This window comes from Streptomyces sp. NPDC008001 (assembly GCF_042958085.1).
Taxonomy (GTDB): Bacteria; Actinomycetota; Actinomycetes; order Streptomycetales; family Streptomycetaceae; genus Streptomyces.
In genome coordinates this window covers 78,546-98,769 of record NZ_JBIBIZ010000013.1, presented here as the reverse complement: position 1 = coordinate 98,769, position 20,224 = coordinate 78,546, and the positions used below count along the sequence as shown (strand labels likewise).

Annotated in this window: 20 protein-coding genes; 7 read left to right on the top strand and 13 right to left on the bottom strand. The window is 72.9% G+C overall.

Annotation, left to right across the window (positions count from 1 at the left end; translation table 11 throughout):
- Window positions 1-32 precede the first annotated feature (32 nt).
- From ACFZCD_RS31365 to ACFZCD_RS31335, 7 genes are all read right to left on the bottom strand, one after another.
- Entirely contained in the window at window positions 33-1,697 is a 1,665-nt protein-coding gene (locus tag ACFZCD_RS31365) for a dipeptide ABC transporter ATP-binding protein (protein ID WP_391836442.1), read from the bottom strand.
- On the bottom strand, window positions 1,694-2,683 hold the full coding sequence (locus ACFZCD_RS31360) for an ABC transporter permease (protein WP_391836441.1): 990 nt from the start codon (window positions 2,681-2,683) through the stop codon (window positions 1,694-1,696). The genes ACFZCD_RS31365 and ACFZCD_RS31360 overlap by 4 nt, the downstream gene beginning before the upstream one ends.
- Complete coding sequence (locus ACFZCD_RS31355) at window positions 2,680-3,684, bottom strand: ABC transporter permease (protein WP_391836440.1); 1,005 nt, start codon at window positions 3,682-3,684, stop codon at window positions 2,680-2,682. Before ACFZCD_RS31355 ends, ACFZCD_RS31360 begins: the two co-directional genes overlap by 4 nt.
- Entirely contained in the window at window positions 3,681-5,402 is a 1,722-nt protein-coding gene (locus ACFZCD_RS31350) for an ABC transporter substrate-binding protein (RefSeq protein ID WP_391836439.1), read from the bottom strand. Before ACFZCD_RS31350 ends, ACFZCD_RS31355 begins: the two co-directional genes overlap by 4 nt.
- 193 nt (window positions 5,403-5,595) lie before the next feature.
- Window positions 5,596-5,688: an Ms4533A family Cys-rich leader peptide gene (locus tag ACFZCD_RS31345; RefSeq protein WP_324197103.1), complete on the bottom strand. Its 93-nt coding sequence runs from the start codon at window positions 5,686-5,688 to the stop codon at window positions 5,596-5,598.
- Window positions 5,689-5,773: 85 nt separating this feature from the next.
- Window positions 5,774-7,411, bottom strand: a complete 1,638-nt coding sequence (locus ACFZCD_RS31340; RefSeq protein WP_391836438.1) for a DUF3152 domain-containing protein — start codon at window positions 7,409-7,411, stop codon at window positions 5,774-5,776.
- A complete protein-coding gene (locus tag ACFZCD_RS31335; protein WP_391836437.1) occupies window positions 7,404-8,387 on the bottom strand; it encodes an alpha/beta fold hydrolase in 984 nt (327 codons plus the stop codon). The genes ACFZCD_RS31340 and ACFZCD_RS31335 overlap by 8 nt, the downstream gene beginning before the upstream one ends.
- 139 nt (window positions 8,388-8,526) lie before the next feature.
- Here ACFZCD_RS31335 and ACFZCD_RS31330 point away from each other — a divergent pair, with 139 nt between their 5' ends.
- The 4 genes from ACFZCD_RS31330 to ACFZCD_RS31315 all read left to right on the top strand — a co-directional run bounded on the left by ACFZCD_RS31330 (window position 8,527) and on the right by ACFZCD_RS31315 (window position 10,400).
- The gene (locus ACFZCD_RS31330) at window positions 8,527-8,757 is read left to right on the top strand and encodes a hypothetical protein (RefSeq protein ID WP_391836436.1); all 231 of its coding nucleotides are present in this window, start codon (window positions 8,527-8,529) and stop codon (window positions 8,755-8,757) included.
- Between the two features lie 173 nt (window positions 8,758-8,930).
- Window positions 8,931-9,569: a TetR/AcrR family transcriptional regulator gene (locus tag ACFZCD_RS31325; protein ID WP_030366183.1), complete on the top strand. Its 639-nt coding sequence runs from the start codon at window positions 8,931-8,933 to the stop codon at window positions 9,567-9,569.
- 131 nt (window positions 9,570-9,700) lie between these two features.
- Window positions 9,701-9,928: a DUF3107 domain-containing protein gene (locus ACFZCD_RS31320; protein ID WP_391836435.1), complete on the top strand. Its 228-nt coding sequence runs from the start codon at window positions 9,701-9,703 to the stop codon at window positions 9,926-9,928.
- A gap of 190 nt (window positions 9,929-10,118) precedes the next feature.
- On the top strand, window positions 10,119-10,400 hold the full coding sequence (locus ACFZCD_RS31315; RefSeq protein ID WP_391836434.1) for a hypothetical protein: 282 nt from the start codon (window positions 10,119-10,121) through the stop codon (window positions 10,398-10,400).
- Between the two features lie 30 nt (window positions 10,401-10,430).
- Here ACFZCD_RS31315 and ACFZCD_RS31310 read toward each other — a convergent pair whose 3' ends face one another.
- Window positions 10,431-11,177: a ferritin-like fold-containing protein gene (locus tag ACFZCD_RS31310; protein ID WP_391836433.1), complete on the bottom strand. Its 747-nt coding sequence runs from the start codon at window positions 11,175-11,177 to the stop codon at window positions 10,431-10,433.
- Between the two features lie 556 nt (window positions 11,178-11,733).
- Between ACFZCD_RS31310 and ACFZCD_RS31305 the strand changes: the two genes are divergently transcribed.
- Window positions 11,734-14,226: a DEAD/DEAH box helicase gene (locus tag ACFZCD_RS31305; RefSeq protein WP_391836455.1), complete on the top strand. Its 2,493-nt coding sequence runs from the start codon at window positions 11,734-11,736 to the stop codon at window positions 14,224-14,226.
- A gap of 276 nt (window positions 14,227-14,502) precedes the next feature.
- Entirely contained in the window at window positions 14,503-15,363 is an 861-nt protein-coding gene (locus ACFZCD_RS31300) for an alpha/beta fold hydrolase (RefSeq protein ID WP_391836432.1), read from the top strand.
- Between the two features lie 3 nt (window positions 15,364-15,366).
- Here ACFZCD_RS31300 and ACFZCD_RS31295 read toward each other — a convergent pair whose 3' ends face one another.
- Together ACFZCD_RS31295 and ACFZCD_RS31290 are read right to left on the bottom strand one after the other, a co-directional pair.
- Window positions 15,367-16,149: a VOC family protein gene (locus tag ACFZCD_RS31295; RefSeq protein WP_391836431.1), complete on the bottom strand. Its 783-nt coding sequence runs from the start codon at window positions 16,147-16,149 to the stop codon at window positions 15,367-15,369.
- A 179-nt stretch (window positions 16,150-16,328) separates the two neighbouring features.
- The gene (locus ACFZCD_RS31290) at window positions 16,329-17,276 is read right to left on the bottom strand and encodes an NYN domain-containing protein (RefSeq protein ID WP_391836430.1); all 948 of its coding nucleotides are present in this window, start codon (window positions 17,274-17,276) and stop codon (window positions 16,329-16,331) included.
- 213 nt (window positions 17,277-17,489) lie between these two features.
- Here ACFZCD_RS31290 and ACFZCD_RS31285 point away from each other — a divergent pair, with 213 nt between their 5' ends.
- Window positions 17,490-17,642, top strand: coding sequence for a hypothetical protein (locus ACFZCD_RS31285; protein ID WP_169748814.1), 153 nt, complete (start codon window positions 17,490-17,492; stop codon window positions 17,640-17,642).
- A 110-nt stretch (window positions 17,643-17,752) separates the two neighbouring features.
- Here the strand turns inward: ACFZCD_RS31285 and ACFZCD_RS31280 are convergent, their stop codons facing one another.
- The 3 genes from ACFZCD_RS31280 to ACFZCD_RS31270 all read right to left on the bottom strand — a co-directional run bounded on the left by ACFZCD_RS31280 (window position 17,753) and on the right by ACFZCD_RS31270 (window position 20,210).
- Window positions 17,753-18,358, bottom strand: a complete 606-nt coding sequence (locus tag ACFZCD_RS31280) for a MarC family protein (RefSeq protein WP_391836429.1) — start codon at window positions 18,356-18,358, stop codon at window positions 17,753-17,755.
- A gap of 169 nt (window positions 18,359-18,527) precedes the next feature.
- Entirely contained in the window at window positions 18,528-19,391 is an 864-nt protein-coding gene (locus ACFZCD_RS31275) for a PHP domain-containing protein (protein WP_391836428.1), read from the bottom strand.
- Between the two features lie 168 nt (window positions 19,392-19,559).
- Complete coding sequence (locus ACFZCD_RS31270) at window positions 19,560-20,210, bottom strand: DUF6758 family protein (RefSeq protein WP_391836427.1); 651 nt, start codon at window positions 20,208-20,210, stop codon at window positions 19,560-19,562.
- Window positions 20,211-20,224: the final 14 nt, after the last annotated feature.

Sequence of the window (20,224 nt, the reverse complement as noted above, 5' to 3'; positions counted from 1 at the left end):
TGACTTTCCAGGAGATGAGGCGTTGCCTCGCGCTATGCGGGGGCTTCGGCCGCTTCGAGCCGCGGGACCGCCGCGAGCAAGCCCCGGGTGTAGGCGTGCGCGGGCTGCTCGTAGACCTCGTCCGCCGGGCCCTCCTCGACGACCGTGCCGCCGCGCATGACGACGAGCCGGTCGCTGACCTGCCGTACGACGGCGAGGTCGTGGGCGATGAAGACGAGCGCGAGCCCCAGGTCGCGCTGCAACTCGCCGAGCAGCCGGACGACCTGTGCCTGCGTGGTGACGTCCAGGGCGGAGACGGGCTCGTCGCAGACGATCAGCTTCGGTTCGGGCGCGAGGGCCCGTGCGATGCCGACGCGCTGCCGCTGGCCGCCGCTGAACTCGTGCGGGTAGCGGTGGTAGGACGCGGGGTCGAGCCCCACGCGCTCCAGCAGCTCCCGTACGCGCGCGACGATCGCGGCGTCGTCGAGCTTCCCGGCGGCGCGCAGCGGGTCGGCGATCGACTCGCCGATGCTGCGCCGGGGGTTGAGCGAGGAGACGGGGTCCTGGAAGACCATCTGCAGCTCGCTGCGGAAGGCGCGCAGTTCGCGCTCCTTGAGGCCGCCGATGTCGCGGCCCCGGTAGCGGAGTTCGCCGCCGGTGGGCTCCAGGAGGCGGACGAGCATGCGGCCGAGGGTCGTCTTGCCGCTGCCGGACTCCCCCACCACGCCGATGGTCTCGCCCGGCCGTACGGTCAGCGACACGCCGTCGACGGCGGTGACGGCGTGCTTGCCGCGGCCGAACCGCCGGGTGAGGCCGGTGGCTTCGAGCAGCGGGGCGTCCACCGTCGCCGCCTCCTCCTTGGGGAGAAGTCGTTCACTCGCCTCCGCACGGCGGACGTTGATGCGCGGGACGGCCGCTAGCAGGTCGCGGGTGTACGGCTCGTCCGGTGCGCCGAGAACGGTCGCCACGGAGCCGTGCTCGACCTTCTTGCCGTCCTTCATGACGAGCAGTTCGTCGACGCTGCCGGCCGCGACGCCCAGGTCGTGGGTGACGAGGATGAGGCCCATGCCGGTCTCGGCGCGGAGGTCGCGCAGGAGGTCGAGGATCTGGGCCTGGACAGTGACGTCGAGGGCGGTGGTGGGCTCGTCGGCGACGAGGAGCTGCGGCCTGCAGGCGAGGGCCATGGCGATCAGGGCGCGCTGGCGCATGCCGCCGCTGAACTCGTGTGGACGGGACCGGGCGCGGCGGGCCGCGTCCGGGATGCCCACGCGGTCGAGCACCTCGGCCGCGCGGGCCCGGGCGGCCCGGCGGGAGGCGTCGCGGTGGTGGACGCGGTAGACCTCGGCGATCTGGTCGCCGACGGCCTGGTACGGGTCGAGGGAGGACAGCGGGTCCTGGAAGACCATGGCGGCGACGCCGCCGCGGAGGCGCCGCAGGCCCGCGTCGCCGGCCGCCTGCACGTCGTGACCGGCGACGGTCACCGTGCCGGTGACCTCGGCACCGGTGTCCCGGTGCAGCCCCAGCAGCGCGTAGGCGGCGGTGGACTTGCCCGAACCGGATTCGCCGACGATGCCGAGGGACCCGCCCGGGGGGAGGGTGAAGGACAGGCCGTCGACGGCCCGCACGAGGCCGCCCGGGCCGCCGCCGGCCCGGGTGCCGGGCCCGGCCGGGAACGCGACGGAGAGGCCGGAGACGGCCACCAGGGGTTCGGTGCTCATCGCAGGGCCACCCTTCGGTCCGCGACGGCGTAGAGCACGTCCGCCACGATGTTGGCGATGACGACGGCGGTGCCGGTGACCATGACGACGGCGACGACCACGGGCAGGTCGAGGGTCGTGGTGGCGTGCACCAGCAGCGCCCCGATCCCGGGCAGGCCGAACATCATCTCGGTGAGGACCGCGTTGCCGAACATCGACCCGAAGTCGGCGGCCGACAGGGCCACGACGGGGGCGACGGCGCCGCGCAGGGCGTGCCGGGTGACGAGCTTGCGCTCGGCGACCCCGTAGGCGCGGAAGGTGCGGATGTGGTCCTCCGCCAGCGTCTCCAGCACGGAACTGCGGGTAAGCCGTGCGTACTTCGCCGATTCGAGCAGCCCGAGCGCGGCCCAGGGCAGCAGCATGTTCCAGGCCCACTGCTCGGGGTCGTCGGTCAGCGGCACGTAGGACGGGAAGGGCAGCCAGGCCAGGTAGGCGCAGAACAGCATCAGCAGGCCGAGGCCGCTGATGAAGACGGGGGTGGCGGTCCCGGCGAGGGTGAGCCAGGTCAGCACGCGTTCGGTGATCCCGCCGCGGCGCAGCGCGGACAGCAGGCCGGTGGCGGTGCCGAGCAGCAGCCAGACGGCCATGGCGCCGACCGCGAGCGAGGCGGTGGCGGGCAGCCGCTCGACGAGCATGTCGGTGACCTGCTGGTTGTTCTGGTACGACAATCCGAAGCACGGTGCGTCGCAGTGCAGCACGGCGGTGCCGGTGGAGTAGTCGTGCCCGGCGAAGATGCCCTGCAGGAAGTGCCAGTACTGGACGTACACCGGGTCGCCGAGGGAGAGCTGCTCGCGGACCTGGGCGATCTGCTCGGGGTTGCAGCGCGGGCCGCAGGCCAGGCGGGCGGGGTCGCCGGGGGCGATGTAGAAGGTCGCGTAGACGACGGCGGAGAGCACGAGGAGGACGGCGAGCGCGCCCAGGGCGCGCCGCAGGAGGTATCCGGTCATGCCGTGCCTCCCGCGCCGCTCGTGCGCGCCTTGCGCCGGTTGCGGCCGACGCCGAGCCGGGACGCCCCGCGCGGGTCGAGCGCCGTGCGCACCCCGTCGCCGAGGACGGTGAAGGCGAGCGTGGTGACGAACAGCATGAGCGCCGGCAGCAGCACGTACACGGGGTCCGCGCGGAACCACGTCGTGGCCGTCGAGAGCATGTGGCCCCAGGAAGGGGTCGGGGGCTTCACGCCGACTCCGAGGAAGGACATGCTCGCTTCGAGCACGATGTTGGTGGGCAGCAGGACGGCCGCGTAGGTGATGACGGGGGCGGCCAGCGAGGGCAGCAGCTCGCGCCGGGCGACGCGCCAGGACGAGGCCCCGGTCAGCCGGGCGGCCGAGACGTAGTCGAGCTTCTTGAGGCTCAGGGTCTGGGCGCGCACGAGGCGGGCCATCCCGCCCCACTGCAGCAGGCCGATGGCGATGGCGAGCAGCACGGGGCGCGGGAAGTCCGCGGGGACGACGGCCATCAGGGCGATGGCGAAGACGAGCAGGGGCATCGCCACCATCACGTCGGTGACGTGGGTGAGCACACTCTCCACGAAGCGGTTGCCGAGCGCGGCCGCCAGGCCGGTGCCGACGCCGATGAGGATCTGGACGGCGGTCGCGCCGAGGGCGACGAGCAGCGAGACGCGGGCCCCGTAGACCAGGCGCACGAACAGGTCGCGGCCGGTGCCCGGTTCGACGCCCAGCCAGTGCTCGGCGCTGACGCCCCCGAAGTCGCCGAACGGCACGCCGCCGCGCGCGGAGTCGACCAGGGTGTCGTGGTACGTGTTCGGGTCCTGGCCTTCGAGCGCGGCCAGCAGGGGCGCGGCGACGGCGAGGAGGACGAGCAGGCCCAGCACGGCGGCGGCCGCGAGCGCGGCCTTGTTCGTCCTCAGCCGCTGCCGGAACTGCCGGGGGCCGGGGGCGGGAGCGGTTCCCGCCTCCGGTTCCGCGGTGGTGATCAGGTCCGTCGTCACTTGACCGCGACCTGCGAGATGTCGAGGACGCCGGTCCAGTTGCTGATGACGACGTTCTTGACGTCCTTGCCGAAGAGGCGCTTGTAGACCGGGTGGAAGAGCGGGACGGTCAGGGCCTGCTCGCCGATCTTCTTGTCGAGGGCGCCCCAGCGCGCGGCGGCCGCGTCGTGATCGGTGATCTTGTTGATCTCGTCGATCTCGTCGTTGACCTTGGGGTCGTCGAGGCGGCCGGTGTTGAAGTTGGCGCCGTCCTTGACGATCTGCCGGCCGTCGAAGATGGGGGCGAGGAACGGGCCGCCGGAGGGCCAGTCGGCGCCCCAGTGGGCGATGAAGAGGGCCGGCTGCTTCTCGAAGCTGTGGATCTTCTCGTCGTAGTCGTTGTCCTCCAGGCCCTCCAGCTTGACCGTGATGCCGGCCTCCTTGAGCGCGGCCTGGACGGCGGTCGCGATCTCGGGGCTGGTCTCGAAGTTCTGGGCGGTGGAGTGGGTGAGGGTGATCTCCAGGCCGTTGTCGTAACCGGCCTCCTTCAGCAGCTCCTTGGCCTTGCCGGGGTCGCCCTTGGCGCCCGCCGGGAAGTGGTCGTACGGCGTGTAGCCCAGGGGCTTCTGGTCGGGCAGGAAGGTCGTCGCGGGCTCGGCGAGCGAGGAGCCGCCGGCGGCGTTGACGACGCTCGTGCGGTTGATCGCGTACGAGATCGCCTGGCGGACCTTCGGGTTGTCGAAGGGCTTGACCGCCGGGTTGAACGCCAGGTAGCTGGTCTGGCCGAAGTGGCCGGTGCCGACCCGGTCGGCGAGCTTCCGGTCGCCGGTGACCTGGGCGAGCTCGGCCGGGCCGAGGTTGGTGTCGGTGGTCACCGCGGCCGCGTCGGGGCCGGTGCCGCTCGACAGCCGCTGGTTGATGACGGCGGAAGACAGGCCCGACTTGACCTCGATCCGGTCGGGGTAGGCGTGCCGCTCCTTGTCCGTCTCCTCGGACCAGTGGGGGTTGCGCTCCAGCGTCATCTGCTCGCCGTCACCCGCGTTCTTGATCACCTTGTACGGGCCGGAGGAGACCGGGTGCTCGGCGTACTTGGCGCCGGTGTCCTTGGCCTTGGGCACGGGGGCGAACTGGGTGGAGGTCGCGAAGTAGGGGAAGTCGCCCTCGGACTTCTTCAGCTTGAAGACGATGGTCTTCTCGTCGGGCGTCTCGATGGAGTCGAGGCCCTTCTTCTCCTTGTACGGGCCCTCGTACTTGTCGCCGCCGATCAGCCAGTCGCGCAAGTAGGGGGCGCCGCCGGAGAGTTCGGCGGCGAAGGAGCGCTCGACGCCGTACTTGATGTCGGCGGCGGTGATGGGCGAGCCGTCCTCGTACTTGAGGCCGTCCTTCAGCTTGTACGTCCACGTCTTGGCGTCGTCGCTGGGCGTGCCGGTGTCCGTGGCGAGGTCGGGGACGACCTTGGTGCCCTCGGCGCCGTTGGCGCGGTGGCGGGTGGTGAGGGTGCGGTAGACGAGCGAGGGGATGTTGCCGCCGCCGGAGGTGTAGAGGCGGGCCGGGTCGAACTGCTTCTGCGGCGCCCTGTTGAGGACGGTGAGCGTGCCGCCCTTCCCGGGCGCGCCGTCGGCGCCGCCGCCCCGGGCGTCGCCGCCCTGCTTCGGGCCGCACGCCGCTGCGCCGCCGGCCAGGACCACACTGACGGCGGCCGCAGCCACCCGACGGGATATGACGGACATCTGACGCATGACAGGTAGAGCCTTTCGCGGGGAATGCGACGGTGAACCGGAGGACCGGAACCGGAGGAGGGGAGCCGGAGGCACCCGCGGAAGGCGGTGGTGGAACGAGGCGCGAGCGCCGGACCGCCCCCGGCGGACGCGACGCTGCCGGGCAGCGCGGGACGGCGAGGGGAAGGCTGGAGAAGCCGGGGGAAGGGCGGTCTCAGCGACAGTGGATGTCGGCGACGCTGTGCGCGGCCACGCCGATCAGCGCCAGCACGAAGGCGGCGTTCTCGGAGGCGTGGCGGTACGACATGCGCAGAAGACTGAACGAATTTTCGGACGCTGTCCAAGGTGTCTCACATCCAGAGATGAAACATCCCGGGATGCGAGACATTGGATCACGGGTAGGGCCAGGGGTTCGGCCGGCAGGTGAGCCCGTCCGTCGTCAGGAACTTCGTCTGCTGCATCATCACGGGAGCGAGCGCGCCTTCCTTGCCGCACGTCTCGTGGTCGTGCCCGAGCCGGTGACCGACCTCGTGGTTGATGAGCATCTGCCGGTACTCGAGCATGTTGTCGCCGTACGTGCGGGCGCCCTGCGCCCACCGGTAGCCGTTGATCATGACGCGGTCGGTCGCGGCGGAGTCGCAGGAGACGTTGTCCTCCGTGGTGTCCAGCCCCGACTTGGCGCACCACACGGCCGTGGTGCCCGGGCTGGCCAGGGTGACGACGAAGTCGGCGTGCCCGGAGGAGACCCGTTCGAACGTGCGGGTGCCGCCGTGGCCCCAGCTGCGCTCGTCGTTCAGCGTGCGGTGCACGGCGGTGGCGAAGAGGTCGCCGTCGAGCGGCAGCCCCTTCTCGACGTCGACGCGGTAGCGCAGCACGTCGCCCCGGCCCGGGGCCGCGTCGTGCCCGCCGACGGTCTCGAAGGAGCCGCTGCCCTTCGCCTTCTCGTCCAGGGGGTACTTGCGGGCCATCTTCTGGTCGTACGTGAGCTGCTCGGCGGCGCCGCCGTTCGGCGTGGGGCGGCTGTCGGAGCGGGAGGCCTCGTCCGGTCTGCTCCGCTCGACGTCGGCGGCGCGCGCCTGCGCCTGGGGGTCCGCGCCGTCCTCGACCTGCCCGGCGACGACCACGGCGAGCACGGCCGTCACGACGGCCGCGGCCACGCCGGTGGCCGTGCGGGCCATGCCGCCGCCGGACTTCGGGGAAGCGGTGTCCCGGGGGGCGCCGCGGGATCCGCCGGGACGGGGGCGGGCGCTGCCGGGGCGGGGCGCGGGCACCCGGCCGGGAGCCGCGGCGGACCCGTCGGCGGCGGGCCCGCTCGCCGGTCCGCTCGCCGGCCCGCGCTGAGAGGGAGGAGCGGGAGGAGGGAAGACCGAGGCGGCGTAGGAGGCAGCAGCGGCAGACGCCTCCGGGGACGTCACCGGAGCACCTCCCAGCCAGTACGGAGAGCGCTGCGGATCCCCGCAGGTCTCTTGCTGACCGGGCCGCTTCGTGTCGTACGTGTCAGTCGTGTCGTACGTGTCATAGGGAGCGTCGGGCGCGCCATAGCGGGCATCGTGCGTGTCATAGGTGCCGCCGGCCGTGTCATAGGGAGCACCAACGGTGTCGTAGGAGCCGCCAACGGTTTCATAGGGAGCACCAACGGCCGTCTCGTGCTCCGTGTCGTACGCGGTCCCGGCCTCCTGCCCGGCCCCGTAGCCGCCGAGGTATCCGGCCAGCCGCGCGTCGCCGCCGGGGACACCCCCAGGGACGCTCCCGGGCCCGTAGGCCCCGGCGTCCGCTCCGTGGACGCGCTGCACGCCGATGACGCCCCAGCCGACGCCGACCTCCTGGCGCTGCCCCGGAAACCCGTCGGAGCCCGGCTCCGGCGCCGTCACCGGTCCGAACGGGTCGACGAGTGGCTCGCCCTCGCTTTCGCCCTGCGGGGCGGCAGTGGCGTCATGACCGGCCGCACCCGGTCCGCTGCCCGCGCCGGAGGCGGCGGGCGTGGCGGGCCGGGAGACGGCACGGGGGGCGCGTGCGCTGTGCTTACCCACGAGGCGAGGCGCTCCGATCGGCAGTGGCAGGGTCCGCTAGGAGGTCGCGGAAGGCACGAGCCACCGCGTCCGGGTCCTCCATCATGGCGACATGTCCCGATTCCACCAGCGTCAGCAGCCGCGAGTCGCGGAAAGTCCTGCGGGCGCGGCGGGCCATCCGGATGGAGACGAGCTGGTCGCGCATTCCGTAGACCAGAAGAGTAGGGGCAAGGACGCGTTCCGCCTGCCGCCACAGCGAATGCTGGCCCCCAAGGGTGTAAGCGTCGACCACTCCGCGTGCGGAGCGGGCCATGACGTCCCAGAAGTAGGGGAGCTCCAGCCGGCGCTCGTACTCGGCGGTGGCCAGGGCGAAGCCCTCGGATGTCACCCGTCCGGGGTCTCCGTAACAGAGGGTGAGAACGTCACGCGTACGGCGTTCGGGGGTCCACTCCTTCGTCAGCCGGGCGAAGAGGCCGGCCACGCCGGGCAGTGCGAGGAGGGCCGTGGGCACCGCCGTGCGCTGCGGGCGCAGCTCGGGCAGTGCGGGCGAGATGAGGGTGAGCGTGCGGACCAGGTCCGGGCGGACGGCGGCCACCCGGGTCGCTATGGCGCCGCCCATGGAATTGCCGATGAGGTGGACGGGGCCGCGGCCGCTCGCGTCGAGGTAGCGGATGACCACGCGGGCGAAGCCGGTGATCGAGTAGTCGCCGTCGTCCGGGGGCGGGGAGTCGCCGAAGCCGGGCAGGTCGAGCGCCTCGCAGGCGACGTCGCCGGCGAGCAGCTCCATGAGCGCGGACCAGTTCTGCGAGGAGCCGCCGAGGCCGTGGACGCAGAGGGCGGGCGGCAGCCCCTCCGCCCGGGGCGGGCGGGAGCGCACGGCCAGCGTGACCCCGGGCAGGGTCACCGTGCGGACCTCCTCGCCCGCGCTGACGCGCGAGGGCCGACCGGGAGGCACCACGGGCACGGTGCGGGCATCCGGTGACTCGGTCGAAGACATGCGGGCAATGTTACGAGACGATCACGCCGGGCCGGTTGTGGCGGGGGTCACAGATCACCTGGCGGTACGGGGTCTTGTCTCCTAGGCTCGACCGCAAGGAGTACGAGGGCGCACCCCGGATGCCGGAAAGAGGTTCCGCATGCCTGTCGACCCGACCGACCCCGATACGTTCGAAGACTTCGACGAGGAGGACGCCGACGTGACGGAATTCGACACCGAGGCCCCGGAAGCCGACGCCGCCGAGCAGCACGCCGACCTCGCGCCCCAGCACGACGACCCGCTCACCGCCCTGGACCCGGGTGCGGCCAATGTGGCGGACCTCGCCGAGCAGGCGCGCGTGGTGGATCTGGACGAAGACGACTACCGCTGATCACGCATCGCGCGGGGGGCTGGGCCGACCTGCGTCAATTGTCAGGATTTTGTCGACTTCCCACAGCGTCCGGTCCGTGAAATTCTCCGCTCCGACCACGCACGCCCGGGTTACCCAAAAGTACGATGGCGGGCGCGGTGCATACCGTGCAGTGAACAGACTTGGGAGGCGGCGTGACAGCCATCGAGCAGACCGAGGCGCGGCCGCGAGGCACGCGCCTGCCGCGCCGGGCCCGACGCAACCAGCTGCTGGGGGCGGCCCAGGAGGTCTTCGTCGCCCAGGGGTACCACGCCGCGGCGATGGACGACATCGCCGAGCGGGCCGGCGTCAGCAAGCCGGTGCTCTACCAGCACTTCCCGGGCAAGCTGGACCTCTACCTGGCCCTGCTGGACCAGCACTGCGAGAACCTGCTGCACGCGGTGCGCACCGCCCTGGCGTCGACCTCCGACAACAAGCAGCGCGTGGCGGCCACCATGGACGCCTACTTCGCGTACGTGGAGGACGAGGGCGGCGCCTTCCGCCTGGTCTTCGAGTCCGACCTGACCAACGAGCCGGCCGTGCGCGAGCGCGTGGACAAGGTCTCGCTGCAGTGCGCCGAGGCGATCAGCGACGTCATCGCCGAGGACACGGGCCTGTCGAAGGACGAGGCGATGCTGCTGGCCGTGGGCCTCGGCGGCGTCTCCCAGGTGGTCGCGCGCTACTGGCTCTCCAGCGAGAGCACGGTGCCCCGCGCCACCGCCGTCCAGCTGCTGACCTCGCTCGCCTGGCGCGGCATCGCGGGCTTCCCGAAGAACGCCCCCGAGCAGCACTGAGCCGGCGCCGGGCCGGCGCCCGGCGCGGCGGCGGGGCGTGTTCGCTGCCAGCGTGCGGGGCCCGGCCCGGCACGGGGCCGTCCCGGGCTAATGTGTGGACGAAAACCCACACCTTCGGAGGGACATAAGCCGTGGAGGTCAAGATCGGCGTGCAGCACGCGCCGCGCGAGATCGTCATCGAGAGCGCGCAGAGTGCCGAGGAGGTCGAGCGGGTGATCTCCGACGCGCTGGCCGGCAAGGCACCCCTGCTCAGCCTGGAGGACAGCCGCGGCCGCAAGGTCCTGGTCCCGTCCGAGCGCCTGGCCTACGTGGAGATCGGCGAGCCGACGGCCCGCAAGGTCGGCTTCGGCGCACTCTGAGCGCTTTCTGACGGCGGGGCCCCGGTGAGGAATCACCGGGGCCCCGCCGTTGTCGTTACGGGTGTACGACCCGGGGCAGACCGGGCGGACCGGGCAGGCCGCGCCGAGGGTTGCCGGGCACCGCCGGGGGGTAGTACGGCTTCGACCGGTTTGCACCCGCTGCTCGCCCAGTTACGGGAGGGAAGTGACGATGATCCTGTGGGAAGCGCTCGGAGCGGTCCTCATCGGCCTCGCCGTGTCCTACGGCGCCCTGCGCTGGCTGCCCGAGCGGTACGGCCAGTTCCGCTCACGGCTCCTGACGCTGGCCACCGGTCCCGTCGCGGCGCTCTTCGGCGCCCTGCTCGCCCACTCGGTCCTCGGCCCGGGACAGACGCCGGCCACCCTTGCGGTGTCGCTCGGAGTGGCCGTCGCACTGCTGTCCCTGCTGCTGCGCCAGGGCGAAAGCCCGGCCCGCCGATCAGCCACGGCCTGAAGAGGGCCGTGCCGCCGGGGGCCGGTGCCGTCAGGCCGCCAGGCCCAGCGCGGCCATGCGCTTGGTGTGCGCCTCAGTGATCCGGGAGAACATCTTCCCGACCTCCGCGAGGTCGAAGCCGTCGGCCACGCCGCCCACCAGCATCGTGGAGAGGGCGTCACGGTCGGCGACGACGCGCTGCGCCTGCGAGAGCGCCTCGCCCATCAGCCGGCGCGCCCACAGCGCGAGCCGGCCGCCCACGCGCGGCTCGGCCTCGATCGCGGCGCGCACCTTCTCGACGGCGAAGGTCGCATGACCGGTGTCGTCGAGCACGTTCAGCACCAGGGCACGGGTGTCCGAGTCCAGGCGGGCCGCCACCTCGCGGTAGAAGTCGCTGGCGATCGAGTCGCCCACGTAGGCCTTGACCAGGCCCTCCAGCCAGTCCGAGGGCGCCGTCTGGCGGTGGAACTCGTCCAGGGCGGCCGCGAAGGGCTCCATGGCGCCGGTCGGCTCCACGTCGATCGCGGCCAGCCGGTCGCGCAGCCGCTGGAAGTGGCCGAACTCCGCCGCGGCCATCTTCGCCAGCTCGGCCTTGTCGTCCAGCGTCGGCGCCAGTTTGGCGTCCTCGGCGAGCCGCTCGAAGGCGGCCAGCTCGCCATAGGCGAGCGCGCCCAGCAGGTCCACGACCGCCGCGCGGTACTGCGGGTCGGCGGATGCCCGGTCCCAGTCCTGGGCGGCGATCCCGGTGAGTGCCTCGGTGGGCTCGTTGGCGTTCTCAGCGTTGTCGGACGTCTCCATGGAGCGCACAATAGCCCGCTTCGCAACCCGTCGAAGGCCCAGGTCAGCTACTTCATCCGGATCTGTCCGAAGGATTGTCCGGAGGATTGTCCGGACACACATGCGCCTTTCCGGGGTACAGTGGTAATGCGCCTGCCGAGTGTGTCGGCAGGCAGTCCCATGCTGTGTCCTCCGGGGGCATCTTCTCGCCCCAGCCCCTGGACCCCCAGCGGATGCCCGGTCGGTGGCCCGATCGGCTTCCAAAACCGACCGCCCTCCGCGCGGCGCGTACGAGACGTACGCACCAGGAGGGATCCGCTCGCGGCACGTGTGCTCGAGCGAAGGCAGTGGTCCCGCGCCGTCCGGCGTCCCCAGGCCGGAGAGCATCCCGGCGCGGTCCGTACGAACTGTACGACCCCCTTCGCCGCCCAGCGCCGCGTCTCACAGAAGAGGCAAGATCCTGTCCACTCCCTCGAATTCTTCGACGCCCATGACCTTCCGTGACCTGGGCATCCTCCCCGAGATCGCCGAAGCGCTCGAAGCCGTCGGCATCGTCCACCCGTTCCCGATCCAGGAGATGACGCTCCCGGTCGCCCTCTCCGGCTCCGACGTCATCGGCCAGGCCAAGACCGGCACCGGCAAGACGCTGGGCTTCGGCCTCCCCCTCCTGGAGCGCGTCGTCGTCCCCGCGGACGTCGAGGCGGGCCGGGCGAAGCCCGAGCAGCTGACCGACGCCCCGCAGGCGCTCGTCGTCGTTCCCACCCGTGAGCTGTGCCAGCAGGTCACCAACGACCTCCTGACCGCCGGCAAGGTGCGCAACGTCCGCGTCCTGGCCATCTACGGCGGCCGTGCGTACGAGCCGCAGGTCGAGGCCCTCAAGAAGGGCGTCGACGTCATCGTCGGCACCCCCGGCCGCCTGCTCGACCTCGCCGGCCAGAAGAAGCTCAGCCTCGCGCACGTCAAGGCCCTCGTCCTGGACGAGGCCGACGAGATGCTCGACCTCGGCTTCCTGCCCGACGTCGAGCGCATCATCACGATGCTCCCGGCCAAGCGCCAGACCATGCTCTTCTCGGCCACCATGCCGGGCGCGGTCATCTCCCTCGCGCGGCGCTACATGTCCCAGCCCACGCACATCCGCGCGACCTCGCCGGACGACGAGGGCCAGACCCACGCCAACATCGCGCAGCACATCTTCCGCGCCCACAACATGGACAAGCCGGAGATGGTCGCCCGCATCCTGCAGGCCAACGGCCGCAACCGCGCGATGATCTTCTGCCGCACCAAGCGGACCGCCGCCGACATCTCCGACCAGCTCACCCGCCGCGGCTTCGCCGCCGGCGCGGTCCACGGCGACCTCGGCCAGGGCGCCCGCGAGCAGGCGCTGCGCGCCTTCCGCAACGGCAAGGTCGACGTCCTGGTCTGCACCGACGTCGCCGCCCGCGGCATCGACGTCGACGACGTCACCCACGTCATCAACTACCAGACCCCCGAGGACGAGAAGACCTACCTGCACCGCATCGGCCGCACCGGCCGCGCGGGCAAGTCGGGCACGGCCGTCACCCTGGTGGACTGGGACGACATCCCGCGCTGGAAGCTCATCAACAAGGCGCTCGAACTGCCCTTCGACGAGCCCGAGGAGACGTACTCCACGTCCCCGCACCTGTACGAGGCGCTCGGCATCCCCGCCGGTACGAAGGGCGTGCTGCCGCGCTCCGAGCGGACGCTCGCCGGCCTCGCCGCCGAGGAGATCGAGGATCTCGGGGAGACCGGCGGCCGCGGCGGCTCCCGTGGCGGCCGTGACCGCGATCGTGACCGCGACCGCGACCGGGGGCGCGGCGCGCGCCAGGAGACCGAGGAGCGTCCGGCCCGTACGCGCACGCCGCGTCAGCGCCGCCGCACCCGTGGCGGGTCCTCGCTGGGCGCGGAGCAGGCCGCTGCGGCTGCGCCCGCAGTTGCGGCCACGGCTGCTGCTCCCGTGGCGGAGGGCGCTCCTGCCACCCCCGCGAAGCCGCGCCGCCGGCGTCGTACGCGCGGTGGAGCGGGCTCGGCCGCGGTGGCGGCCGTCGCCACCGAGGCCGTGGTGAGCACCGAGACCGCTGCTCCGGAGACCGCTGCTCCGGCCGCCCCGGCGCCCGCCGCCGAGGTTCCGGCCCAGCCGCGCCGCCGTCGCACGCGTGCCGCGAAGCCGGAGGCCGCTGCCGCGGTCGTGGCCGCCGAGACGGTGCCGGTCGTCGAGACGGCTCCGGTCGTCGAGGCCGCGCCGGTGGTTCCGGCCCAGGAGCCGGCCGAGGCCGAGGCTCCGGCCAAGCCGGCCCGCCGCACCCGCGCCAAGAAGGCTGCGGCCGCGCCCGCCGAGGCCGTTGCCGAGACGGCCGAGGCCGTGGAGGCGAAGCCGAAGCGCACTCGTAAGGCTGCCGCCCCCAAGGCGGACGCCGCGGAGACCGCCGAGGCCGTGGTGGCCGAGGCCGAGGTCAAGCCGAAGCGCACCCGCAAGACGGCTGCCAAGAAGGCTGTGGCCGTGGCGGAGCCGGCGGTCGAGACCGAGGTGGCGGAGAAGCCGAAGCGGACCCGTAAGGCTGCCGCTCCCAAGGCGGAGGCCGTCGCCGCGGTGGAGACCGAGGTCGCGGAGAAGCCCAAGCGCACCCGCAAGACCGCGGCCAAGAAGGCCGCCGAGGCGGTCGACACCGCAGAGGCCGCCGAGGCCGAGGTGGCGAAGCCGAAGCGCACCCGCACCACGAAGAAGGCTGCGGCCGCCGTCGTGGAGCCGGTCGCCGAGCCCGCCGCCGAGGAGAAGCCGAAGCGCACCCGCAAGACGGCCGCCAAGAAGGCCGCCGTGGCGGTCGAGACGGCCGAGGCTGCGGAGACCGCGGAGGCCAAGCCCAAGCGCACCCGTAAGGCCGCCGCCCCCAAGGCGGAAGCCGTCGAGGCTGCCGCCGAGGCCGAGGTCAAGCCGAAGCGCACGCGCAAGACGGCCGCCAAGAAGGTTGCCGAGACCGCCGAGGTCGCGGAGAAGCCGAAGCGCACCCGTAAGGCCGCCGCGCCCAAGGCGAAGGCCACGACCGAGGCCTGACGCCTGGTCCGCTGACCGATGAAGGCCGGTCACCCCACGAGCGTGGGGTGACCGGCCTTCGCCGTCCCGGCGGGAGGAGGGGGCCGGGCACAGCCCGGGAAACGGTGAAAGGGCGGGGCCGGGGCATTCCACTCCGTCACCGCGGCTGGGGGTACCTCCCAGCGGTAGCTGGGGGAGCAACCCCCACCGAGGCGCCCGGCGGCGCCGAACCGGCCGGACCCGGCCGAACCGGGCCGTGCCCGCCGCACCCGCACCGCCCCGCGTTAGCCTCGTGCCATGAGCAGGCCGCCGATCCTCACCTTGCCTCCGTGCGCCCGCGCGCACCGGCTGTCCACCCCCCGCGGGGAGTTCGCCGTGCACGACGCCCGTCCCGCGGCTCCCCCGCGCGGCACCGTCCTGCTCGTACCGGGGTTCACCGGCAGCAAGGAGGACTTCATCGCGCTGCTGGAGCCGCTCGCGGCGGCCGGCTACCGGGCCGTGGCCGTGGACGGGCGCGGGCAGCACGAGACGGAAGGGCCGCGGGACGAGGCGGCCTACGCCCAGGCCGAGTTGGCCCGGGACGTGCTCGCGCAGGCGGAGGCGCTCGGCGGCGGCGTGCACCTGCTGGGGCACTCGCTCGGCGGGCTGATCTCCCGCGCCGCGGTGCTGGCGGACGCGGCCCCGTTCCGTTCGCTGACCCTCATGAGCTGCGGCCCGGCCGCCATCTGCGCCCCGCAGCAGGAGCGCACGCGGCGCCTGATCGCGGCGCTCGGCGCGTACGACATGGGTGCGGTCTGGCTGGAGATGCGCAGGGCGGACGGGGAGAGCGCCCCGGCCGCGCCCGTCCCGCCGGAGCTGGACGCGTTCCTGCGCCGGCGCTGGATGGAGACGGTGCCCGAGCAACTGATGGCGACGGGCAGGCAGTTGGTCTCCGAGCCGGACCGCACGGCGGAGCTGGCCGCGGTGCCGCTGCCGAAGCACGTCGTCTCGGGGGCCGTGGACTACGCGTGGCCGGTGCCGTCCATCGACGCGATGGCGAAGGAGCTGGCGGCGGTCCGTACGGTCGTCGAGGGCGCCGAGCACTCGCCGAACGCCGAGCGGCCGGGACCCACGGCGGAGGCGCTGATCCGCTTCTGGGAGGCGTCCGGCCGGGGCTGAGCGTCAGCCGCGCGTGGCGGTGGTGACCGTGAAGAGCCCGCCGTCCGGGTCGCGGAGCGTCGCCTCGTGCCCCACCTGGGACTCCCCCGGCTCCGCCGCCACCGTGCCGCCGGCCGCGAGCGCGGATTCGACGGCCTTCTCCACGTTGTCGACGCAGAAGTAGACGTGCCAGCGCGGCCTGATCTGCGGGTCGGGGGCGGCCTCGATGGCTCCCCCGCGCAGGGAGGCCACGGTGTGGCCACCGGACCGCACCATGACGACGTCGTCCTCGTAGCGGACCTCGCAGCGGTCGGGCCGCCCCGTGGCCCACTCGAAGACCTCGCCGTAGAAGATGGCGGAGGCGAACGCGTCCCGCGTGCGCAGCTCCAGCCAGGCGGGGGCGCCCTTCTGGCCGATCTGCCACTCGCGCAGGATCTTGCCCTCCCAGAAGCCGAAGACGGCTCCGGCGGGGTCGGCGGCGAGGGCGGCGCGGCCGCTTCCGACGGCGAGGGGCCCGACGGCGACGGTGGCGCTGCGCTCGCGGATGCGCGAGGCGGTCACGTCGGCGTCCTCGACGGCGAAGTAGGAGGTCCAGGAGACGGGGACGCCCATGCGGCGGGCGATGTTGCCGATGCCGGCGACGGGCCTGCCGTCGGCGAGCGCCACGGAGAAGTCCTCTCCGAGGCTGCCGCGGCGGAAGGTCCAGCCCATGACGGCGCCGTAGAAGGCCTGCGCCCCGGCGAGGTCGCCGGTCAGCAGGCTCACCCAGCACGGCGCCCCGGGCACGGCACGGTCAGTGACCGACATGGCCGATCGCCTCGTTTCTGTTCCGGATTGCGAGTCAGGAATCCCCGTCAGGGGTGGCCGGGCCGGTGGGCCGGGCCCCCTGCCAGGGTTCCACTCGGCTTCCCCGTATGCATTCCGGCACGCGCGTTCCCCTCGTACTTGGTCCCATCCGAGGGAAGCCGGGCCGGAACGGCTGCGGATCAGAACTGGGTGTGCAAGTGGTCCCAGAAGCCGTCCCGCAGCGCCCGGCGCAGGTCCGCGTGCCCGCGCAGGGACAGCCCGAGCAGCGCCTCGGCCTCGACGAGCAGCTCCTGGTCGACGGCACCGGGCAGGATGGGGTGCCCGGGCAGCAGCTCGGCGACGGTGTCACGGCCGCGCGAGGCCAGCCACTGCGCGGCGACCTGGGCGCCGACGAACCGCACGTCGTCGCGGCCGGGCGCGGGCCGGCCGGCGAAGGCGGCGTCCGCGAAGGACTCGTGGGCGGTGCGCCGGGTGACGTAGGGCTTGCAGAAGTCGAGGTCGAAGGTGCGCTGGCTGTCGACCTCCCACAGCAGCGGCTCGGCCTGGTTGCGCCCGCCGGCCGCCTCGATGCCCCACAGGTGGACGCGGGCGCCGTAGCCCTGGGCGGCTTCGACGGCCGAGACGAGGTCCTCGTCGCCGCCGATGAGCGCGGCGTCGCTGATGGCCCGGTGGCGGGCGAGCGACTCCAGGTCGGTGCGGATGAGGGAGTCGACGCCCTTCTGCTGGTTGTTGGCGTTGAGGTTGCCGAGGCGGACCTTGACGTCGGGGAGCTCGGCGATGCGCTGCTGCTCGGTGGTGTGGATCCGGCGGCGGGCGCCGTCGTACCAGTAGACGCGCAGCAGCCGGCTGTCGGGGAAGATCGTGCGGGCCTTGTCGATGAAGGCCTCGATCAGGCCTTCGGCGTCGAGGTCGAAGGAGCGCCGGTCCTCGGTGCCGGCGACGAGGCGGCCGGCCGCCGCGTAGACGTAGCCGGCGTCGACGAAGATCGCGTGGGTGGACGGGGTCGTGGCGACCTCGGCGAGGACGCGCGTGAGGAGGTCGTTGGTGCGCCGGACGGCGGTGGCGATGGCCTGCAGGTGCTCGGGGAGGCCGGCGGAAGCGGCGGGATCGGCGGGGGTATCAGCCATGGGCGGGTCTCGATCGTCATTTCGTTCGGTTACACAAAGGACACGTTCCGTTGCAAGGATTTAACAATTCTTAGTCATGTTAAAAATTTCCTTAGCGTAGGGAATGTTTGCAGGGGTAACCTCGTTGTACCCCACGGAACGCGCCCCGCCGACGCGGCGTGCTCCGTCAGCCATGCAGTTCTCCTCAGGAGGATCAGACGAAGGGAGAAGCCCTTGCGCTTCGAAATCATGCGCCTGGACGACGTCAACGGCACGGCCGTGGACAGCACCGTCGTGGACGCCGCCTCCGTCAACCGGATCGTGCAGCAGGCCGCCTCGACGGGCCAGCGCATCTACATCCGCCCGGCCGCCTCCGCGGCACAGTAGCGCCGACGCTCCCTCGCGAACAGCGACACCCCCGTACGGACGGTCCGTACGGGGGTGTCGTCGCATTCGCGGCCGGATCCGGCCGCGGGGCCGGGATCACCGGGCCGGGCCTACCGGGCCGAGATCACCTGCGTGATGCCGTTGATGATCTGCTGGACGGCCAGGGCCGAGAGCATCATGCCCGCGAGCCGCGTCACCAGCACCACGCCGCCGTCCTTGATCACCCGGATGATCAGCAGCGAGTAGCGCATCACCAGCCACAGCACGACGTGCATGGCGGCGATCGCCGACCACACCGAGACCTGCGCGCCGACCGAGTCCGCGTGCTGCACGGCGAGGATCACCGAGACGATCGCCCCCGGGCCGGCCAGCAGCGGCATGCCGAGCGGCACGAGCGCCACGTTGACGTCCTTGGTCTGCGTCGGCTCCTCCGACTTGCCCGTGAGCAGGTCCAGCGCGATCAGCAGCAGGAGCAGCCCGCCCGCGATCATCAGCGCCGGAGTGGTGATGTGCAGGTAGTCCAGGATCTGCTGGCCGCAGATGCCGAAGACGGTGATCACGCCGAAGGCGACCGCAGCCGCCTGCCAGGCCATCCGGCGCTGGACCTTGGCCGGGCGGCCCGAGGTGAGGGCGAGGAAGATCGGCGTGATCCCGGGCGGGTCCATGATCACAAAAAGGGTGAGGAAGAGGGATCCGAAGACGGCGAAGTCGAACACAGGTGAGCCTTGCAGGAGTGGGTGGTGCGAGCAGGTGCGGAGCGCCCGCAGGCGCGTACGGGCGTACGGGCGGCGCGGGCGGAGGCGTACGGGCGCGGTCGCCCGCGCACGGCATCACAAGGGGGTGAAGGGATGTGCGTACGCGACCGGACCCGGGAAAGGGGTGCGGTCAGCCGCCGGCGCCCGGGACGGGGAACGCGCCCGTGGCCCGGCGCGTGATCTCGCCGTAGATTTCCGGGTCGGTCGTGAACTCGCCGAGCGAACAGGACTTGCGGCTGCCGTGGTAGTCGCTGGAGCCGGTGGTCAGCAGGGAGAGGTCGGCGGCGAGGCCGCGCAGCCGGGCCCGGGTGGGGGCGTCGTGGTCCATGTGGTCGACCTCGATGCCGTCGAGCCCGGCCGAGGCCAGCTCGGCTATCGCGCTCTCGGAGGCGCAGTTGCCGCGCTTCAGCGCGAACGGGTGCGCGAGGACGGTGACGCCGCCGGCCGCCTTGACCAGGCGGATCGCGTCGAACGGATCCAGCTCGTGCTTCTCGACGAAGGCGCGGCCGTCGCCGGCGAGCCACTCGGAGGTGAAGGCGTCGGAGACGCTGCGCACCACGCCGAGCTCGACCATGGCGGAGGCGACGTGCGGACGCCCGACGGCGCCGTCGCCCGCGATCTGCGCGACGCGCTCCCACGTGACGGGCACGCCGAGCTCGTTGAGCTTGGCGACCATGGCGCGGGCGCGGGGGACGCGGTCGTCGCGGACGAGGTCCCGCTCGCGGGCCAGCTCGGGCTCCAGCGGGTCGAAGAGGTAGGCCAGCATGTGGACGCTGAAGCCGTCCGGGCCGCCGAGCCTGCAGGACAGCTCGGCGCCGGTGACCAGGGTCAGGCCGGCGGGGAGGGCGGCGATGGCCTCGGCGTGGCCGCCGACGCCGTCGTGGTCGGTGAGCGCCACGACGTCCAGCCCGGCGGCGGCCGCGTTGCGGACCAGCTCGGCGGGGGTGTCCGTGCCGTCGGAGGCCGTGGAGTGGGTGTGCAGGTCGATGCGCACGACACGGCTCCTCACGGTGACTGGCGGACGGGGACCGGTTCAGGATAACCGGCCCGGAGCCGCGCACCGGGCGTGTGGGACGTCACGGGGCGCGCCCACGGCCGGCTGCCCTCCCCGGGCTTCTCGTCCGCACGCCGTCGCGGCGGAGGGGGCGGCGCCGCCGGAGGCCTAGCGCCCGGCGGGCGGCAGCAGGCGCGGCGACAGCGCCCCGCACGGCAGGAGGTCCACCTCCGCGCCCGCGTCGCGCAGGTCCGTGAGCACCAGCTCGTCGTACATCAGGAGGCCCGACTGCTCCGGCCAGACCACGGCCCACAGCCACAGCCCGCGCGCCTCGCCCGCGAAGACGGCGCGGTCCTCGGGCGCGCCCTCGACGTGCCAGAGGGGGGTGGGGCGGCCGGCGGCGTGCACCTTGGCGTGCGGGGCGCGGTCGACGCGGATGTAGGGGCCGGGGTCGGGGCCGTCGATACCGGCGTAGCGCGCGCCGAGGCCGACGCCGAGCTCCTCGGCCACCAGCAGCAGCTCGCCGGGGCCGCCGAGCGGGCTCGGGCCCGAGCAGGCGACGGCGGTGGCCCGCCCGCCGCTGCGGTCGTCCCCCGCGCAGACCACGCCCGTGAACAGCCAGCCGACGGGCAGCGGCCAGGGCATCCAGACCGGCACGTGGGCACGGCCGACGACGACGGCCAGGGCCTCCACGCTCGGCGGGACGACCGGCTGCAGAGGGTGGACCGTGCCGTGGACGTCGCACTGCCAGGAGTCGGCGAAGAGACCGGGCGCTCGCACCCGGCCACCGCACTTCGGGCAACTGGGTTCGCCCCTCATAGACTCCAACGGTC

Bases quoted from the DNA above. Each gene is read 5' to 3' on its own strand.
- ACFZCD_RS31360 (WP_391836441.1), bottom strand. From the start codon at position 2,683: ATGACCGGATACCTCCTGCGGCGCGCCCTGGGCGCGCTCGCCGTCCTC.
- ACFZCD_RS31295 (WP_391836431.1), bottom strand. From the start codon at position 16,149: ATGTCGGTCACTGACCGTGCCGTGCCCGGGGCGCCGTGCTGGGTGAGC.
- ACFZCD_RS31270 (WP_391836427.1), bottom strand. From the start codon at position 20,210: ATGAGGGGCGAACCCAGTTGCCCGAAGTGCGGTGGCCGGGTGCGAGCG.
- ACFZCD_RS31305 (WP_391836455.1), top strand. From the start codon at position 11,734: ATGACGCTCCCGGTCGCCCTCTCCGGCTCCGACGTCATCGGCCAGGCC.
- ACFZCD_RS31365 (WP_391836442.1), bottom strand. From the start codon at position 1,697: ATGAGCACCGAACCCCTGGTGGCCGTCTCCGGCCTCTCCGTCGCGTTC.
- ACFZCD_RS31290 (WP_391836430.1), bottom strand. From the start codon at position 17,276: ATGGCTGATACCCCCGCCGATCCCGCCGCTTCCGCCGGCCTCCCCGAG.
- ACFZCD_RS31335 (WP_391836437.1), bottom strand. From the start codon at position 8,387: ATGTCTTCGACCGAGTCACCGGATGCCCGCACCGTGCCCGTGGTGCCT.
- ACFZCD_RS31345 (WP_324197103.1), bottom strand. From the start codon at position 5,688: ATGTCGTACCGCCACGCCTCCGAGAACGCCGCCTTCGTGCTGGCGCTG.
- ACFZCD_RS31310 (WP_391836433.1), bottom strand. From the start codon at position 11,177: ATGGAGACGTCCGACAACGCTGAGAACGCCAACGAGCCCACCGAGGCA.
- ACFZCD_RS31315 (WP_391836434.1), top strand. From the start codon at position 10,119: ATGATCCTGTGGGAAGCGCTCGGAGCGGTCCTCATCGGCCTCGCCGTG.
- ACFZCD_RS31300 (WP_391836432.1), top strand. From the start codon at position 14,503: ATGAGCAGGCCGCCGATCCTCACCTTGCCTCCGTGCGCCCGCGCGCAC.
- ACFZCD_RS31350 (WP_391836439.1), bottom strand. From the start codon at position 5,402: ATGCGTCAGATGTCCGTCATATCCCGTCGGGTGGCTGCGGCCGCCGTC.
- ACFZCD_RS31330 (WP_391836436.1), top strand. From the start codon at position 8,527: ATGCCTGTCGACCCGACCGACCCCGATACGTTCGAAGACTTCGACGAG.